The sequence below is a fragment of the Acidimicrobiales bacterium genome (assembly GCA_036399815.1).
Classification (GTDB): Bacteria; Actinomycetota; Acidimicrobiia; order Acidimicrobiales; family DASWMK01; genus DASWMK01.
Genome location: DASWMK010000139.1, coordinates 1 through 17446, shown reverse-complemented (window position 1 = coordinate 17446; position 17446 = coordinate 1). Strand labels below are relative to the sequence as shown.

17 protein-coding genes are annotated in these 17446 nt (G+C 71.7%); all 17 read left to right on the top strand.

All coding sequences use genetic code 11. From position 1 onward, the window contains the following. Positions 1-156 precede the first annotated feature (156 nt). Positions 157-510 (top strand): hypothetical protein, encoded by a 354-nt coding sequence (locus VGB14_09790; protein HEX9993205.1) that lies wholly within the window; start codon positions 157-159, stop codon positions 508-510. Continuing rightward, positions 507-935 carry a DUF6093 family protein gene (locus VGB14_09785; protein ID HEX9993204.1) on the top strand — a complete coding sequence of 143 codons (429 nt, stop codon included), beginning with the start codon at positions 507-509 and terminating at the stop codon, positions 933-935. The genes VGB14_09790 and VGB14_09785 overlap by 4 nt, the downstream gene beginning before the upstream one ends. Continuing rightward, positions 932-1324, top strand: a complete 393-nt coding sequence (locus VGB14_09780; protein ID HEX9993203.1) for a hypothetical protein — start codon at positions 932-934, stop codon at positions 1322-1324. Before VGB14_09785 ends, VGB14_09780 begins: the two co-directional genes overlap by 4 nt. 39 nt (positions 1325-1363) lie before the next feature. Next, positions 1364-1777 (top strand): hypothetical protein, encoded by a 414-nt coding sequence (locus VGB14_09775; GenBank protein HEX9993202.1) that lies wholly within the window; start codon positions 1364-1366, stop codon positions 1775-1777. An 82-nt stretch (positions 1778-1859) separates the two neighbouring features. Further along, positions 1860-2099, top strand: a complete 240-nt coding sequence (locus tag VGB14_09770; protein HEX9993201.1) for a hypothetical protein — start codon at positions 1860-1862, stop codon at positions 2097-2099. Positions 2100-2106: 7 nt separating this feature from the next. Continuing rightward, a complete protein-coding gene (locus tag VGB14_09765; protein HEX9993200.1) occupies positions 2107-2607 on the top strand; it encodes a hypothetical protein in 501 nt (166 codons plus the stop codon). Further along, positions 2604-3230, top strand: coding sequence for a hypothetical protein (locus VGB14_09760; protein HEX9993199.1), 627 nt, complete (start codon positions 2604-2606; stop codon positions 3228-3230). The genes VGB14_09765 and VGB14_09760 overlap by 4 nt, the downstream gene beginning before the upstream one ends. A gap of 593 nt (positions 3231-3823) precedes the next feature. After that, positions 3824-7495: a phage tail tape measure protein gene (locus tag VGB14_09755; GenBank protein ID HEX9993198.1), complete on the top strand. Its 3672-nt coding sequence runs from the start codon at positions 3824-3826 to the stop codon at positions 7493-7495. A gap of 105 nt (positions 7496-7600) precedes the next feature. Then, on the top strand, positions 7601-11473 hold the full coding sequence (locus tag VGB14_09750) for a hypothetical protein (GenBank protein ID HEX9993197.1): 3873 nt from the start codon (positions 7601-7603) through the stop codon (positions 11471-11473). A gap of 56 nt (positions 11474-11529) precedes the next feature. Next, complete coding sequence (locus VGB14_09745; protein ID HEX9993196.1) at positions 11530-12558, top strand: hypothetical protein; 1029 nt, start codon at positions 11530-11532, stop codon at positions 12556-12558. Next, entirely contained in the window at positions 12555-13718 is a 1164-nt protein-coding gene (locus VGB14_09740) for a hypothetical protein (protein ID HEX9993195.1), read from the top strand. The genes VGB14_09745 and VGB14_09740 overlap by 4 nt, the downstream gene beginning before the upstream one ends. A 157-nt stretch (positions 13719-13875) precedes the next feature. Further along, complete coding sequence (locus tag VGB14_09735; protein ID HEX9993194.1) at positions 13876-14697, top strand: M15 family metallopeptidase; 822 nt, start codon at positions 13876-13878, stop codon at positions 14695-14697. Positions 14698-14700: 3 nt separating this feature from the next. Further along, positions 14701-15021 (top strand): hypothetical protein, encoded by a 321-nt coding sequence (locus tag VGB14_09730; GenBank protein HEX9993193.1) that lies wholly within the window; start codon positions 14701-14703, stop codon positions 15019-15021. After that, on the top strand, positions 15021-15188 hold the full coding sequence (locus tag VGB14_09725) for a hypothetical protein (protein ID HEX9993192.1): 168 nt from the start codon (positions 15021-15023) through the stop codon (positions 15186-15188). The genes VGB14_09730 and VGB14_09725 overlap by 1 nt, the downstream gene beginning before the upstream one ends. Next, on the top strand, positions 15178-15474 hold the full coding sequence (locus tag VGB14_09720; GenBank protein ID HEX9993191.1) for a hypothetical protein: 297 nt from the start codon (positions 15178-15180) through the stop codon (positions 15472-15474). The genes VGB14_09725 and VGB14_09720 overlap by 11 nt, the downstream gene beginning before the upstream one ends. Before the next feature lie 2 nt (positions 15475-15476). Next, complete coding sequence (locus tag VGB14_09715; GenBank protein HEX9993190.1) at positions 15477-16064, top strand: DUF1353 domain-containing protein; 588 nt, start codon at positions 15477-15479, stop codon at positions 16062-16064. A gap of 386 nt (positions 16065-16450) precedes the next feature. Next, the coding region (locus tag VGB14_09710; GenBank protein ID HEX9993189.1) for an ATPase, T2SS/T4P/T4SS family at positions 16451-17446 on the top strand (996 nt) is incomplete at its 3' end.

The window sequence follows — 17446 nt, the reverse complement described above, 5'->3', positions numbered from 1 at the left end:
AGCCTGGAAGGCGTACGCCATCGCCGCGGGCATGTCCGAGGCCGAGGCCGACGACGCCACCCGCGACGACCTCGCCAACCGCTTCCTCGGCGACCCGGACAGCGACGGGCGGCAGGCGAGCAAGTGAACGAGGCCGAGGTCCGGGCACGGGTCGTCGTGCGCGCCCGGACCTCGGAACGGCCGGCGCTCACCGACGCCGAAGTCGACCAGCTCGTCGCCGACGCGAAGATCGCCGACGCCGCCGGCCGTGCCCCTGACCATCCCGACTGGACGCCGACCTTCGATTCGTGGGGCGCCGTGGCCGACGCCTGGCGGATGAAGGCCGGCCGCTGCGCTCCGAAGGTGAACCTCACCCTCGACGGCGGCGACACCGTCGCCCTCTCGCAGATGTACGCGCACTGCATGTCCCAGGCGGCCACCTACGACGAGCGCCGGCTGAGCGCCATCGGGTCGACGGGAACGCCGAGCGCTACCACGGCGGCGCTTCGGGCGGGCGGGGCACTGCCGTGACCGACGAGATGGACGACATCAGAACGCTGTTCGAGGACGAGCTGACCGACCACGGCACCTTCACCCGGGACCCGGAAGGCACCCGCGACGACGTGCGCGACACCGCAACCGGGCGGCTCGTCCCGCCGCCGGGCGACGCCGACCCGGTGTACTCCGGCCCATGCCGAATCGGTCCGCTGCCACGTGCTCGGCGGTCCTACGACGAAGCCGGGGCCGAGGTCTACCCCGGTGAGTCACTGGTCCGAGTGCCCATGTCGGCGCCCGCACTGCTGATCGGCGACACGTTCGTGCTCGACGAGGTCGGCGAGGACGGCGACCAGTCGCTCGTCGGCCGGCCGTTCGTCGTGACCGGCGTCGGCCGGTCGTCGAGGGCGGCGCTCCGACGACTGACCGTGCTCGACAAGGAACGGGGGCCGCGCACATGACCGGCATCGACGATCTCGCACGCGACCTCCAGCAACTCGGCGAAGGTGCCGAGGCCCGCGCCGTCTCCACTGTCGGCGCCTTCGGGTCCCGGCTGCACAGCGAGGTCACGGGCCGCGCCGCCGCCGTCCTCGAGCAGGGCACCAGCGACGACCGGAACCGCGGCTACGTCCCGAGCATCGGCGTGCAGTACGGGAAGGACCGGAAGCGCCCGACCGCGACCGTCGGTACGAACCACGACGCCGGCTTCCGCAACGAGCAGGGTTACCACGGGACCGACAAGCTCGGCCGCCGCGTCTCCCAGCCGCCGCGGTCGCATTGGGGGCCGGCGACGGACGCCGTCTACGACGACTTCGTCGAGGCTGTCGGCGAAGTCGGGCTTCCCGGCTGACCGGCCATGTCGGACCTCGGCCTGCCCGACGAGTGGGGCGTGACCGACGCGCTCATCGCCATGCTGCACGCCGTCACCGGGCTCGACATCGGCGACCTGGAACGGCCGCCCGGCGAGGACCTGCCCTACGCCGTGGTGTACCCGATCCCGGGCGGAACGACTGGCGGGCCGTTCGTGGCTCCCGACGCCGACGCGGACTTCGTCTATCAGGTGACCTCGGTCGGGAAGGACCGCTGGCAGGCGCAGTACATGGCCGGGCTCGTTCGTCGAGCGATCCTCGACCGCGACGAGAACGGCGCCTTCGTCCACGCGATCACCGTCGCAGAGGACGACCCGAACCTCCGCCGCGCTGTCGTCTGGGCGCGCTCTGGACAGGCCCGTGGCGCCCCGATCCGTGAGGGCGCCTTGGTGAGCATCGGTGACCGGTACGTGCTCAGCACCACCCCCGCCTGAACCCCCCGCCCCCTCAGCGCCACCAGGAGGCCCGATGGCCGACGAAGTGATCATCGCCCTACCCGACAACCCGCGTCCCCGAATGACCACGAGAGCAGCGTTCGAGGGCCGCTACATGCGGCACGGGTTCGTCGAGCTGGACCGGCTCTCGCTCGACCAGCTCCGCGCCGCTGCCGAGAACGTCGGCGTGACCGGCATCCCCGCCCGGGTCACGAAGGCGCTCCTCGCTGAGGCGATCACCGAGTCGCTGGAGCACCCGCCGCCGTTCCGCCAGACGACCGACGACCCCGACAGCACGACCACCGACGACCAGGAGGACTGACCTCACCATGTCCCGATACTCCGAGCGCGACGGGCGCCTGCGCGTCCGCTTCCTGACCGCAGAGCCCGCCGACCTCGACGCTCCGACGGTGACCGCCCTCAACGCTGGCGTGAACCTCATGGGCGTGAAGAACGGCGAGGCGATGGCCGCCATCAACGGCTGGGAGGTCGCCGGGTCGACCATGCCCGTCCCCGACGGGCTGTCGTTCCAGACGGGCAACATCCCGTCCGAGGTCACCTACCCCGAGTCGAACTTCGAGTTCTACCGGGACCCGGACGTGCACACCATCTACGACGCCCTCGACGAGGGCACCGCCGGATGGGTCGCCTTCGTGACGGCTGCCAGCCCGACCGCTCCCATCGCTGCCGGCGACGAGGTCGACGTGTGGCCCGTGGAGGTCCTGACCCGGAACAAGCTCCGGACCCTCGCGAACGAGCCGGCGAAGTACAGGGTCATGTTCTCCACCGGCGTCCCGACGCTCAACGGCGTGGTCGCCGCAGCGGCATGACCGACGCTGCGACGACGCCGGCCGCGGCGCCGAGCACGCGGGACCAGGTTCTCGCCCAACTGTTCGCGCGCCCGGCCCGGCACCTCCAGGTCACCCTCGCCCAGGACCCCAACGACGCCGATGAGCTGGTCCGGTTGCGCGGGAAGGTCTACGTCGCGAAGCAGCTCGCCTACTCGCGAGCGAACGCGACGACGGCCGCCGACCTAGCCGACGCTGAGGCGGCGCTGGAGGAGTTCTCGCAGGGCATCCCGACGGTCACGTTCACGTTCGAGGCCATCGACCCCGATGCCGTCGACGCGCTGGAGGGTGAGCACAAGCCCACAGAGAAGCAGGTGAAGGACTACAAGCGCGAGGCGGCCGCCCAGGGCAACCCGAACCGCTTCCTCCGTTGGAACCCCGACACGTACCCGCCTGCCCTCGTGGCTGCCACGTGCGTGAAGGTCGAGTTCTCCACCGGCGGCGCGGTCGACGGGCTCACGGTCGACGAGGCCACCCGCATGTGGTCCTCGAAGCTGTGGCCTGCCGAGGACCTGGCTGAGTTGTTCGGCGCCGCTCAGCACGTCGCTCGCGCCAGCACGTCGGTGGGCGACCTGGGAAAAGGCTCCGCGACGACGACGAGCTGAGGTTCGAGCTCGACCTGTGCTTCGAGGTCCTGCACGTCAGCCACGCGGTCTTTCTCCGCTGGCCGGAGCGGGAACGGGCGAAGGCGCTCGCGTGGTACCTCGACAAGCGCACCCGCTGTCCTTCGTGCGGGCAGCACGAGGAGACGTTGCGGGACCCGACGACGAAGCGTCCGCTCGACCCGTCGCCGGTAGTCGCGGAGTCCCGGGTGTGCGAAGGCTGCCGGATCGTCGACCGGGAGCTACAGGCGATCCGTTCCGAAGGCACCAGGACAACCGGCCTACAGGTGTCGCTCCGGCCACGTGGCCCCGAGGACGACGAGGAGGGCTAGCCCGTGGCATGGCGCAACGTGGACGTAGCCCTCCGGGCCGACATCCGCCAATACCAGCAGGGCATGGCGACGGCGGCGAAGTCGACTCGCGACCTCGCCACCGAAGCCGGCAAGGTCGGCCCGGCCGCCACGAAGGCGGGAGCCTCGGCCGCCGACGGCGCCGGCCGGGCCGCCCGTGCAGCGGATCAGGCGGCTCAGTCCAGCCGGAAGTGGCGCGCCGATCTGGAGGACGTGTCCCGGACGGGACTCATCATCGGTGGCGGAATGCTCGCTGGGTTCGGGCTGGCGACCCGGGCGACGATGGGTTTCGACAAGGCCATGTCCGAGGTCGGCGCCACGTCCGGCGCGACCGGCGCCGAGTTGGAGAAGCTGCGGCAGGCCGCACTCCAGGCCGGCGCCGATACCGCGTTCTCGGCGGGTGAGGCAGCCCAGGCGCAGGCCGAACTAGCGAAGGCTGGTGTCGGCACCGCCGACATTCTCGGCGGAGCGCTGACCGGGGCGCTGTCCTTGGCCGCTGCCGGTGGCCTCGACCTGGCGACGGCGGCCGAGATCGCCGCGCAGACGATGACCACGTTCGGGCTGGCCGGCTCCGACGTGGGACGCATCGCCGACGCGCTCGCAGCCGGGGCGAACAAGTCGGCGGCCGACGTGTCGCAGCTTTCGCAAGGGCTGTCCCAGGCGGGCCTCGTCGCTAACCAGTACGGGCTCACGATGGAAGAGACGGTCGGCACCCTGTCGCTGTTCTCGCAGAACGCGCTCAACGGGTCCGACGCCGGGACCTCCCTCAAGACCATGCTCATGCGGCTGGGCGCTCCCACGAAGGAAGCGTCCGACCTCATGGAGCAGCTCGGCATCCGGGTCTACGACGCCCAGGGCGGGCTCCTCGACTTCGACGACATCGCCGGCTCCCTCCAGACCTCGCTGTCCGGGCTGACCGACGCCCAGAAGAACGCCGCGCTGGCGACCCTGTTCGGCTCCGACGCCATCCGCGCCGCGAACATCGTCGTCGAGGCCGGCGCCGAAGGGGTGCGCCACTGGACCGAGGAAGTCAGCGCCCAGGGCTACGCGGCCGACCTCGCCGCGAAGAAGCTCGACAACCTGTCTGGCGATGTCGAGGCCTTCATGGGCTCGGTCGAGACGGCCCTAATCCGCGGCGGCAGCACCGCGACCGGGACCCTTCGGGGCATCACGCAGTGGGCGACGGGCGCGGTGAACGCCTTCGCGGCCCTGCCCCAGCCGGTCCAGGCGTCCGGCATGGCGCTGCTCGGCGTCGGCGGCTCGGCGACCCTTCTCCTGAGCACCATCGGGTCGCTGGTCCCGAAGATCGTGGCGGCGAAGGAGTCCCTCGAAGGGCTTGGCTCGGGCGGCATGTTCGCCAGCGGCGCGCTTACCGGGTTCGCGAAGGCCGGCGCGTACGGCATCGGGATGCTCGGGTTCGCCGTCGGCGCCCAGGCGGCCCTCGACGTGATCGCCCGCATGACCGGCGACGAGGTCGACATCGGCCGGCTCACGTCCGACCTGCTCGAGTTGGGCGAGTCGGCGGAGGTCACGGGGGAGCTGGCGTCCAAGTTCGGCGAGGACCTTGAGGGGCTCGTCGACAAGGTCAAGTACACGACCGACCTGTCGGCCTACGACCAGTTCAACACGGCCACGTCGACAACGTTCAAGCACGCCCGGGACGACGTGCAGTCCCTCGACGACGCCCTGGCCGACATGGTGCGGGCCGGGTACCCCGACCAGGCGGCCGAGTCGTTCCGCGAACTACAGCGGGTCCTCCTCGACAACGGCGTGTCCCAGGAGCGGGTGAACGAGGCCTTCGGCGACTACCGCGAGGCGTCCACCGAGGCGAGGGCCGCCGCCGACCTCCAGCGCAAGACGACCGAGTCCGGCACGACCGCCGTCGAGGAGTTCACGGCCGCGGTGGACGACGCCGAGGCGTCGCAAGCCGCATGGGCCGAGACGATCCGGTCGTCGTCCGACCCGTTCGGCGTCTACACCGACGCTCTGGCACGGAAGAACGAGGCCGAGCGCAAGGCGTACGAGGCGACGAAGCAGGCGGCCATCGACAGCGGCAAGGTGTGGGAGGAGGAGTTCACCCCCACTGCGACGCTGTCGCTCCACGAGTTCACCGAGTCGCTGATCGCCGAGAACCTTCGGCTCATGCGGTGGCAACAGGACATCGCCACCATCGCCCGCCGGGCCGGCACAGACGTGGCGATCATGTTCGCCGAGAAGGGCCTCGACTACGCCGAGGTCGCCCACGACGCCGCCACGGCCAGCGTCGACGAGCTGCGGACGATGGCTCAGGCCATGCGCGACAACGCCGGGTTGGCCGGCGAGGGCACCGTCCAGGCGTTCGAGAGCACGTTCTCGGCGCTGCCGGCCGTGGCCGGCGCCGGCTCGTTCGCGACCGCCGACGCCATCGAGCGCAACATGAACGGCATCCCCGGCCAGGTCGACCGGGTCGGACAGGACATCGTCTACAGCGTCGGCAGCCGGCTGGGCGAAGCCGGCGTCGCCGGTGGGTCGGGCGCCTTCGTCGCGGCGAACGCCATCGACAGCAACTTCAATCCGACGCCCGGCGTCGACGCGACCGGCGTGGAGATGGTCGGCGCCATCCGGAACCGCCTCATCGAGGCGAACGTCGCCGGTGGATCAGGCGCAGCGAGCGCCGGGAGCAGCATCGCCGGGCGCTTCGGCGAGGCCCGGCCGTGGCTCCAACTGACCGCCCTCGGATACGCGCAGGACATCGCGGGCGGCGTCAACCCGGTGCTCTCCGCGATCGGTCACAGCACTGTCCACATCGCCGCCATCGCCCGGGGTGGCGCCTTCGAGGACCACGCACCGCAGATCGCACCAGGCGGCGCCTGGCGGCTGTGGGCCGAGCCGGAGACGGGCGGCGAGGCGTACATCCCCCGGTTGGGTGACCCTCGACGGGCGCGGGCGATCCTGAACACGGCTGCCGACTGGTACGGGATGGCGGTCCTCCCGAAGGACCGGGTGCCGCCGGGGCTCGAGGTCCGCCGGTTCGCCGCGGGCGGGACGACGGGCGACACGTTCGAGGACAACGCCCGTCAGCATCCGTGGCAACCCGGCTACGTCCAGGCCGAGGACGGGTCATGGGTGCCGCCGTCGTTCTACTCGGGCCGACCGCCGGGCTACACCGCCAACATCGGCGACGCGCCCGCCATGTTCCTGTCGCGCGACCAGCTCCCCCCGGTCCCGTCGTTCGACCCGTTCCGCTGGCCGATCCAGTACGGCGCCCGCGACGCGGCGGGCTACATGCGCGACGCCGTCGGCGACTGGCTGGCGCAGACGCTCGCCACGTCGGCCTTCGCTGGTGGCGGCGACGCCGGGGGCCTCAACCCGATCACCCTGGCGAAGTTCAACCTCTGGAACGCGCTGACCGGCGGCTACCACAGCATCGTCTCCGGGTACCGGTCCTACGCCGAGCAGGCCGCTCTCTACGCGAGGTTCATCGCGGGCGACCCGTCCCTCACGTTGGTCGCGCCGCCCGGCCAGTCGAACCACCAGCTCGGCCTCGCCATCGACCACTCGCCCGGCTCGACGCCGTCAACCCGGGCCATCGGCTACAACATCGGCGCGCACTGGCCGGTCCCCGCCGAGGACTGGCACTTCGAGGTTGTCGGGATGCCCCGCGGGTTCACGTCCTACCGGTACGCCGAGGGCGGGTTCTTCGGAGCCGACCAGGTGCCGGTGAAGGTGCTCGACAAGGGCGGGTGGCTCGACCCTCACAGCGTCACGATGGCCGTCAACAACCTGGGCCATCCCGAGCCCGTCGGCGGCCCGCTCGTGTCCATGACGATGGTCGTCAAGGGCAACGTGTACGCGGACGACCTCGCCGAGAAGGTCGGGCGCGGGCTCGCCCAGGCCGGCCAGCGGATCAAGAAGCAGCTCGCCACGACGCGGACCTGAGACGCCCCAGGCGCAGCGACGCGCCACTGACCTACCCGCACCGGCCCCGGGCGCCCCAGCGGCCCGTGGAGGCCGGTGTCCGGCCCTGCTGAACGAGGAGCCCTGGTGCCGTACGCCGTTCGCCTTGCGGTCAACCCGGCCGCCCACGAGCAGATCGTCGTCCTGTGGAGCGACGGCCGGTTGCAGGCGCGTGGTGGGGCGCTGCCCCCGGAGACGCCGGACTACGCCCCCGACGACGACGACAGCACGGCCATGCCGACGAACGACTACGCCGTCGACTTCGTCATGACGGACTGGTTGGAGCCGTCGGGCTACGTGTTCACCGCCCGCCGGAAGCTGTTCGCCTTCGGCGCCGCCGCCATGCCCGACGTGCCGCCGGTGTCGACCGGGGACAATCGGTGGCGGGCGATCCTCATGAACCCGTCAGCGACGGGCGCCGGCTACACGATGGACTGGTTCGGGCGCCTGTTCGAGTTCGGCAACGCCGCCGCGATCGCCGGGACCGACACGATCCTCACGCCGAACAGCGCGCCCATCGCCCGCGACGTGGCGATGGACTATCCGGCTGTCAGCCCGTCGCGGAAGTACATCGTCGTCGACGCGGAGGGCCGCCTGTACCTCCGCAACGGCGCCACCCTCGGCCCCGGCGTGCTCCCCGACGTGACCCCCGGCTGGCAGCGCGTCGTCGCTCTGTGGGTCGACCCGGACTCCTGGGCCGCGGGCGCCCGCGGCTACACCCTCGACACCTACGGGACCGTGTTCGGCTTCGGCGGCCTGCCCGAGAACCCGCCCCACTTCAAGCACTGGGAGACGGCGGTCGCGAAGGACTTCGCCGTCCTCACCGCCGAGCCACTGACCTACATCGTCCTCGACTACAACGGCGTGCCCTGGTCGGTCGTCGCTTCGGACCCGCCCACGACCGAGATCACCGGCCCGGCGAGCCCGGTCACGACGACCACCCAGCCAACCGTCCCGTACAACTTCTTCGACCCGGACGGCAACGACCAGCGAGACGCCGAGCTGCTGTTGTTCCCCGACGGACCCGGCCATCCCTATACGGACCCGACTGCGGCGGGCGACCCGTTCCTGACGGCGACGACCACCGGCAACTTCTTCGCCTTCACGCTCGACACCGACCTGCCCAACGGCACGTGGTGGGCCTACGTCCGAGCGACCGACACTTCCGGCCGGACGAGCGCCTGGGACTCCCACGAGTTCGAGCAGGCCGTCGTTCCTCCGTCGCCGCCGCCGCTCACCGTCGAGCCCGACGCGGCCACCCCCGGCCCCGCCGCCATCCTCCAGGTCGGCGAGCGGGTCGAGGTCACCCTGCACGGCAAGGCGGGGACCTTCGGGGCGCTCGAAGGCGACACGACGCTGCCCCGCGGTCAGGCGTTCCGAACCCGGGTGCTCGAGGAGGACGACGACTACCCGTCGGGCTCGCAGCAGTTCTTCGCCGTCACCTGCCCGGACGGGCAGATCGCATCGACGGTGATCCCATGGTCGGGCTCGCAGTTCGCCCCCTCGCCGCTCAACACGATGTCAGTCGTGTTCTTCGACCCGGCGACCGAGACGCGGTACCGCGTCCAAGTGTCGACCTCCGAAGGGCTCTGGACCGCACCGGGCTACGGCGGCGACGTGTCGGACCTCGTCGTCGTGCAGAGCGCCGACGGTCCCCGGCTCATCGGCTGGTCGATGCGGCCGTACGACGGCGACTGGAACCTCACCGCCGGTCAGTTCCCCGCGATGGTCGGATTCCGGCGCAACAACACGACCGGCCGATGGGAGCTGGACCCGGATCGGACCTTCACAACGGACGAGTTGTACCTGGCCGCCCGTCATGCTGGACCGCTCGGCGCCACCGCCGACCTGTGCTTCCCGGTCGCCATAAACCCGCACGGCCAGAGCTACCGGCTTGCCGGTGGTTACGGCGAGACTGCCGTCCTCTCCGACGGCGACATGGTCGTCGTTCACTACCTCCAGGAGAACGACCTGGGCGGCTCCGGCCGCTCGGGACGGCTCATGGCCGTGTCGCCCGAAGGCATGACGACGGCCTTCCGGCAGATCGAGGACATGACCGACCTCGACGGCGCCGCTCTCGGCCTGCTGCCCCGCGACTGCGAGGCGTGCGACGTGGACGTGAGCGCCGGCCCCGTCCTGTCCATCGTCTACGACTCCTTCGCCACCGCCAGCGGCGCGCCGTACCCCGCGCTCCTCCAGCTCTGGCAGCGCGTCGGCGACACCTTCGACCCGCTCACGCCCGCCCTGCTCCCCCCGAACGACTTCGCTACCGGTACCGAGACGCTGGCCGTCAACGTGGACGCGGCCTACGCCGTCGCCGGCTTCGTGAACGGCCACTTCTACGGCATGACCGCCCACGCGAACGCCGAGACGGGCAACCCGTTCGCCACGCTCAACAGCCGGTCGGCGCAAGCTTGGCGGTTCCGGCCGGGCACCGAGGACTGGTCGCTCCTCGACGACGCCCCGGCGGCGGCCGGTTGGGAGAACCGGGCCGGCACGCAACCGGTGGGCGATTACAGCTTCGCCAGCCTGTCCGACCAAGTCGGCGGGAACCGCTCAGCCCGCGGCGTCCACTTCGACCCGGCCACCGGTGCCGTCGTCGTCCCGACCGTCGGCGGGTACGTGATGGTGTTCGTCCCCGACGACGACGACTTCGAGCGCCGTCACGCCCTCCCGTCGAACGAGGAGTTCGACGCCAACGTGTCGGGCTGGGCCGCAGTGTCTGGCACGACGAACGCGCCGACGTGGGAGGCGACCGACGGCGGCCGCATGAAGGTCGTCAAGAACGCGTTCGGCACCACCGGCATCGTCGGCACCGGCGCCAGCCCGACCGCGATCCCGGTCGAGTACCGAGACGGTAGGCAGGGCGCCTTCGTCGGCGCCCTCGTGAAGTTCTCCGTCGCCTGCGACTTCCGGGTGTCGCTCACCTACCGGACCGCGGCCGGGACGACGATCTTCACCTACGACGGCCCCTGGCGGAAGGGGTCAACCACCGAGTACCGGCCCGTCGTCATGCAAGGGCTCATCCCCACCACGGGCGCCACCGTCAGCCGGGCCATCAGCTTCCGGAACGCCGCGGCCGGCGTCGAGATGTACGTGAAGCGCTCCGTGCAGGACATTCCGCCGGCGCACTTCACCGACCACGTGAACCTGAACCTCGCTGACCTCCAGGCGGCCGGTCCGACGGGCTCGCGGTTCTCGGCGGTCAAGGCCGCTGTGACCCCCGGTGTCGCGTGGGTTCCCGTCCCCCACGCCAAGGGCACGGCGACGCTCGACGACGACGACGTGCTGGCGCAGTACCTCTACGCCGTCCCGCTCGCGACGCTCCTGCTCGGCTCGGGCATGAGCGCCGAAATCCAGTTCTCCGACGACGGCGGCGCCACCTGGCAGACGGTCAAGCGGGCCGAGGCCCTCGAGCTGGGGTCGTCCCTGGCCGGCTCCGTGGTGGACGAGGAGGTGCCGGTGCTCGGCGAGCGCCTGTACCGCGCTCGGGTCTACAGCTCCGACCCCGTGCTGTCGTCCAACTGGTCCGAGTCGGTCGCCTACACCAGCCCGGACCCTCTCGCAACGTGGCTGTCGGACCCCGACACGCCGGGCTCGGCCGTGAGCATCATCGTCCCGCCCGGCTGGACGCTGTCGACCGACCTCCCGTCCGACGTGTTCTGGCCCGACGGCCGGGGCGGCAAGGCCGTGGTCCTCCACGCCGAGCACGAGCGCGGCCTGGAAGGGCCGCTTCCCGTGACCCTGCTCGACGAGGCCACGCATCACGCCGTCGAGGCGCTGCTCCGCCCCGGCCGAACCCTGCTCCTGCGCGACAAGCTCGGCCGGAGCTGGTACCTCGCACGGTCCGGGAGCAAGGAACTGGAGAACAAGCGTGGCCGCCCGCCGAACGGCTCGCCCTACCCGGTCCGCTACGCCCACGATCTGACGGTCGATGTCGTCGAAGTCGGGCGGCTCTGACCATGTACCCCGTCTCACAGCGGTACCTCGACGAGGTCGCCGCCAGCGTCCAGACGGTGACCACCGTCGCCGAGATCGTCGAGAACGGCGAGGTGGTCGCGTCGCTCCCCGTCGACACGAACGCGGGCGGCGATGTCGACATCGACCTGGAAGGCGCCATCCGACGCGACGTGTCGAGCGTCGTCGTCGTCGACCACGACGGAGCGCTCCGCGCCCGGCTCACGCCGTGGGGGACCGAGGTCCGGCTGAGGCGCGGCTTCGTCTACAAGGACGGCACCCGCGAGGACTGCCCGATGGGCCTCTTCCGCGTGACCAGCTCAACGCCGGGATACGGGTACGTCGGCATCGACGGTTCCGACCGCGCCCACCTGGCGCAAGCGCCGTCCGGCGCTCCGCTCGCTGTCCCGGGCGGGCTGACCATCGACGAGGCGTGCCGCCGGCTCGTCGCCGCTCGGGTGCCGTTCGCCCCGTTCAACGGCGTGCAGTCCGAGTGGCTGACGCCACCGCTGTACCTGGAGTACGGCGCCGACTTCTGGGACCAGGCGCAGCAGCTCGCAGCGTCAGGCGGCTACGACCTCGCCTTTGACGCCACCGGGGCGGCCGTTCTCCGGCCGGCGACCGTCTACCTCGACCGGGTCCTCCGCTACGCCGAGGACGAGAACGCGACCGCCTTCGAGGTGGCCCGGGCGCTCAGCTCTGACCGGGTGCCGAACGGGATCATCGTCCAGGGCGAGAACAGCCACAGCGACTCGCCGGTGCTGGGCCAGGCCTGGGACATGGACCCCACCAGCCCGACCTACCGGTATGGCCCGTACGGCGAGGTAGCCGAGGTCGTCCGAGGCGAGAAGGTGCTGACGAACCTCCAAGCCGAGGCATCCGCTCGCGGCATCCTGGCCCTTCGCCTGGGCCGCGCCGAGCAGGTCAGCTTCGATGCCGTCCCGAACCCGGCGCACGACGTGGGCGACGTGATCGAGGTCGTCCGTCCCCGGCTCGGGCTCGCCGGCTTGTACGTGATCGACAGTCTCAGCGTCCCGTTCCAGCTCGGCGGCGCCATGAAGGTGACAGCGAGGCGGTATATCCCGTGACCCGCGACCCGATGCGCGACCTCGCCAGGGCCCTTGAGTCCGGAGCCGACGCGCTCGCCGATGCCGTCGTGTTCGCCGTCGACCGTCCCACCGGCGGGGCAATGACCCGCGGCACCGTCCAAGCCGTCGACCTTGAGAACGCCGTCGCCACCGTCCTCGCCGACAACACCGACGCCGCCTTGCCCGTGAGGATCGCCGGCACCGTGGCTCCGTCCGTCGGCGACCAGGTCTGGCTCCGCCCCAACGGGTCGGACCTCCTGCTCATCGGAGCGCCTGGCACCATCGCGGCCAGCCCCGACGACTTGGCCGAGTTGCAACAGGCGCTCGACAGCCACGCAGGCGCGACGACCGGCGTCCACGGCATCCCCGACACCGCCGTGTTGGTCGTGAACACCGACCCGCGACTCACCAACGCCAGGACCCCGACCCCACATGCGGCGTCGCACGCAACCGGCGGGTCGGACGCCATCGCCCCGGGCGCCATCGGCGCCGCGACACCGGCTGACGTGTCGGCCGCTGTGGCTACGGAGACGGCCGCTAGGACGACAGCCGACGCCCTCCTCGTCCCGAAGGCGACCGCCACCCAGGCCGGCCGGCTCTGGCGGTCCACCGGCGCCGGGACCGTCGCCGAGTTGGCCTACCCGACGAGGGCCGGGCAACGCCTGGTCGGGGCGACGGCGGGTGACCCGACGTGGATCGACGACGAGGTCTGGGTCGGTGTCGAGGCGATGCGCGCCCTCGCCGTCGGCGCCAACCCGGCGCCTACCGAGGCCGACACCGGAACCGACGAGTGGCCGGCCCTGATCTTCGGCGCCGCCGCCGACGCCACCGCGGCGTTCACGCAGCGATGGCGGTCCGGGTGGGCGACCGTGATCGTGACCGTCTGGTGGACGCTCGACACCGGCGCCGCCGCTGGCAACGTCCGGTGGTCCCTCGGCAGCGTCCGCAAGGCGTCCGGCGAGACGCTGACCGGGATCACCACCGGGAACCAGACGGTCGCCGGCCCGGCCGTCGGCACGATCCAGACGACCGCCTTCCCGGCGGTCACCGTCGACCCGACCCGCACCAGCCTTCTCCGGATCACCCGCCTCGGCACGGCCGGAGCGGACACCGCGGGCGACGCCGCCCTGCTCGGCGTCCAGATCGTCCGCGCGTCCTGAGCCTGGCACCCGCCACAGTCGCCGGATACGGCGGCCGGGAGGCCCAGGAGCGCCACGCGGCGCCGGGGCCGGTGCTCACGCCTTCGTCCCGCTGAGGCCACCACAGGCCGTCTCAGCGCCCGTCTCCTGACCTCACCAGCCCCGCTTGGAGGCCCGCATGAGGACCACGACCGAGATGCGCGCCCTCTGGGCGCCCCCCTGCATGGACGGCGGCCGTCGTCTCGCCCGCGTCGACTACCTCGGCGGCGGCGCCTGCTGGGTCGACTCCCGCTGCGAGGAGGCGTTCAAGGCGCTCGCTCAGGTGATGCGCCACTACGGGTACGCCTGCGGGCCGCTCGATACCGGCGCCTACAACTGCCGGGCGATCACCGGCGGCACTGGGTTCTCGCTGCACGCCTACGGCATCGCCGGGGACCACAACTGGCTCGACAACCCCTACGGGGCGCGCCTGGTCACCGACATGCCGCCAGCGATGGTCGCCGCCATCCGCGCCATCCGGACGAAGGCCGGTCTCGCCGTGTTCCGGTGGGGCGGCGACTGGGACTGGAACCCCGCGACCGGCCACACCGCCTACGACGCCATGCACTACGAGGTCAACGTCTCGCCCGCCGAGCTGGCCGTCGGCATCGACTGGACGACCGTCGCCGGCAGCACCCCGCCCCCGCCCCCACCGATCCCGGAGGACGACATGACCGAAGCCGACTTCGAGCGGATCGGCGACATCCTCGCCGCGAAGCTCGCCCCCGCCCTGATCGAGTTCGCCAAGTCGCAGCAGGCGCAGACGGCCCGTCTCGTCGTCGCCTCCCGGCTCAACCGCTGGGGGTCGAACCTCTCGGCCGTCGCCCTCCAGGAGCTTCGCGACGACCTCTCCGACGGCGACCGAGCCGAGCTGGCCGCCAAGCGGCGCTACTACGAGCAGCAGTACGACGCGGCCGAGGCCGAGCTCGACCGGCTGGAACAGGCCGACACCGGCTCGTGATCGGTGGGTCCGACCTTCGACTGGGGCGACCTCGTCGGCTCGTATGGCTGGGCGGCCTTGCCGCTTGCGTTGTTGCTGTCCGGCCTCTGCGTCCTCGCCTGGGTCGTGCGGGCCCTCTGGCGGGCGCTGGACGCCGAGCGGGAGCGGTCGGCGAAGCTCATGGCCGACACACTCCCGGCCCTTACCGAGTCCAACCGCTTGCACCGGGAATCGACCTTGGTCCTCGAGCGGGTCGCTTCCCAACAGATCCTTTCCCCGGAGGAGGCGGTGCGCGTCCGCTTGGCGCTGGAGCGAGTGGAGCGCCGCTTGGGGGATGGCCGGTGATGCGCTGGCCGTGGCAGCGCCGCCGAGAGGACGACGACCGGCTGACCGCCTTGGACGAGGCGTTCCAGCGCGTCGAAAGCGTCCTCGCCGAGCGGCAGGAAGTGATCGCGGAGCACCGGGAGCAGCTTGACGAGGTCCGACGGCGGAGGTTGAACGGTGACGGCTGATCCGACGACGACGGCTCTGGCCGCCGAGATTCGGGCCGCTCGGTACGAGCTGGAACAGGAACGCCTCTGGCGCGCCCGGCTCCAGAATGTCCTCAGGCGCCAGCGGTGGGTCCTCATCGCCGCCGCCGTGGTCGTCGTCGTGTCGCTCGGCGTCGTCGGCTACATCGCCCTCGGCAACCGGAAGGTCGTCTGCTCGACGGCCCGCGACAACCGCGACCTCATCGAGGCGGTCACCGACGCCACCGGCATCGTGGTCGACCTCCCTCCCCCGCCCGAGGGGTGCTGATCGTGGGCTTCGCTCCCGGCACGACCGTCGATGTCCGCGAGAACGGCCGGTGCGCCGGCCAGTGGGAAGTCTTGCGGCCGATCACCTACCACGGCGCCCGCCAGACCTTCGTCGTCCCCGGCGGGAGCTGCACCGACTTCGCCTCCGTGCCTCGGGTGCTCGTGTGGCTGATCCCCCGGTACGGCCGCTGGACGCCGGCCGCCATCCTCCACGACCACCTCTGGCGGGTCGAGGTGCCAGCCGGGACGATCACCCGGCCCGAGGCCGACGGTATCTTCCGGCGCGCCATGCGGGAGCTGGGCGTGCCGTTCTTGAAGCGGTGGCTCATGTGGGCCGCCGTCCGGATCGCCGCCTTCACCAAGCCGGGCGGCCGTGAGCGGTGGCTGCGCGACTCCTGGCAGGTGCTCCCGCTGCTCGCCGTCGGCCTACCCGTCGCCGTCCCGCCGGCCCTCGTGATCCTCGTCTGCCAGGCCGCCTTCTACGTGGCCGAGCACGTCGTGTACGTGCCCCTCGCCGTCGCTCGCCGGCTGCGGCCGCCCGGCGAGGCGAAGCAGGTCAACCGCCCCCGCTTCGACCTGACGACCGACTAGCTCACCCGTCCGAGGCAGCCGCGGCGCCTACCGTTCCATCGCGGCGCGCACTTCGTTGGCCGTCCGGTGCCGTCCCTCCCGTAGCGGCCCCATCTGGAACGTCGGCTCGCGGTGCTCGTCGTCGCCCGGCAGGCGGTAGTGCCCAGTCCTCGTGAGGTTCGATGTCGACGGCGAGGCCGCGGTCGTGGAACCGCCAGAACGGCCGCTCCGGCAACGGGGGCAGCGGAGCGACCACACCGCCCCACGCCTCTCCGATCCGCCGCTGCCACTCAACGGTCGTCTCACCCTCGCGACGCGGACCAACCGGCTCAGCCATGCGCCCCACCCTACGACGACCACCAGCGTCGTCGTAGGTAGCGGCTCTTTGACCGTGGTACAAGTCCAAGATGGCGGACGCCATCTTCGTCAAGCGCCACCGGGGGCCGAGCGGCTACCACTCCGAGGTCTTCCACGACGACGAGCACGTGCTGCGGACGCTCACGAAGATCCTCGACGACGCCGGTGCCGCCCACCGCAAGCTCGACCCGACCGAGGGCCTCCAGGACGCCCAGCTCGACGACGGGGCCCGCCTCCACATCGTCCACTCCGACGTCAGCCGGGGCGGGCACGTCATGGTCAACATCCGGCGGTTCACCGGCGTGCCGTTCCGCCACCTCGGCGAGCTGGTCGAGCGGGACATGCTGTCGGCGCAGGTGGCGGCGTTCCTGCGGGCGTGCGTGCGGGCCCGGCAGTCGATCGTCGTCTCCGGGGCGCCAGGGTCCGGCAAGACGACGCTCATGTCCTGCTGCACGGCCGAGCTCGACCCGTCCCTGCGGGTCGTGGTCGCCGAGGAGGTGTTCGAGGCGGACGTCCCGCTCCCGAACGTGGCGTCGATGCAGACGCGGGCGGCCCGGGCGGACCGGCCCGCGGTCGACCTGCGGCGCCTCGTCGCCGGGTTCCTGCGGATGGCGCCCGACGTCGCCATCGTCGGCGAGGTGCGGGACCGGGAGGCGCTCCCGCTCCTGCTGACCCTGTCGTCGGGGGTGAAGGGGTTCACCACGATCCACGCCGGGTCGGCCCGCCAGGCGCTCAGCCGCCTGCGGTTCATCTGCCAGCTGGCCGACGCCGCCTCCCAGCTGCCGATGGCGGCGCTGAACGCGCTGGTGAGCGAGGCCGTCGACGTGGTCGTCCACTGCGTCCGCTCGGGCGACGCCGTGCGGGTGACCGAGGTGGTCGCCGTCGAGGACCTGGCCGGCGGGCCGGACGCCACCCAGTTCACGGTCACGGAGGTGTTCAAGCGGCCCCGCTTCGACGAGCCCCTCGCCTGGACCGGCCACCTGCCCGTGCGCCTCGGCCGGGCGCTGACCGAGGCCGGCGTCGACGTCCGCGCCCTCCTCGACGGA

Bases quoted from the DNA above. Each gene is read 5' to 3' on its own strand.
- VGB14_09780 (HEX9993203.1), top strand. From the start codon at position 932: ATGACCGGCATCGACGATCTCGCACGCGACCTCCAGCAACTCGGCGAA.
- VGB14_09770 (HEX9993201.1), top strand. From the start codon at position 1,860: ATGACCACGAGAGCAGCGTTCGAGGGCCGCTACATGCGGCACGGGTTC.
- VGB14_09765 (HEX9993200.1), top strand. From the start codon at position 2,107: ATGTCCCGATACTCCGAGCGCGACGGGCGCCTGCGCGTCCGCTTCCTG.
- VGB14_09760 (HEX9993199.1), top strand. From the start codon at position 2,604: ATGACCGACGCTGCGACGACGCCGGCCGCGGCGCCGAGCACGCGGGAC.
- VGB14_09755 (HEX9993198.1), top strand. From the start codon at position 3,824: ATGCTCGCTGGGTTCGGGCTGGCGACCCGGGCGACGATGGGTTTCGAC.
- VGB14_09735 (HEX9993194.1), top strand. From the start codon at position 13,876: ATGAGGACCACGACCGAGATGCGCGCCCTCTGGGCGCCCCCCTGCATG.
- VGB14_09725 (HEX9993192.1), top strand. From the start codon at position 15,021: ATGCGCTGGCCGTGGCAGCGCCGCCGAGAGGACGACGACCGGCTGACC.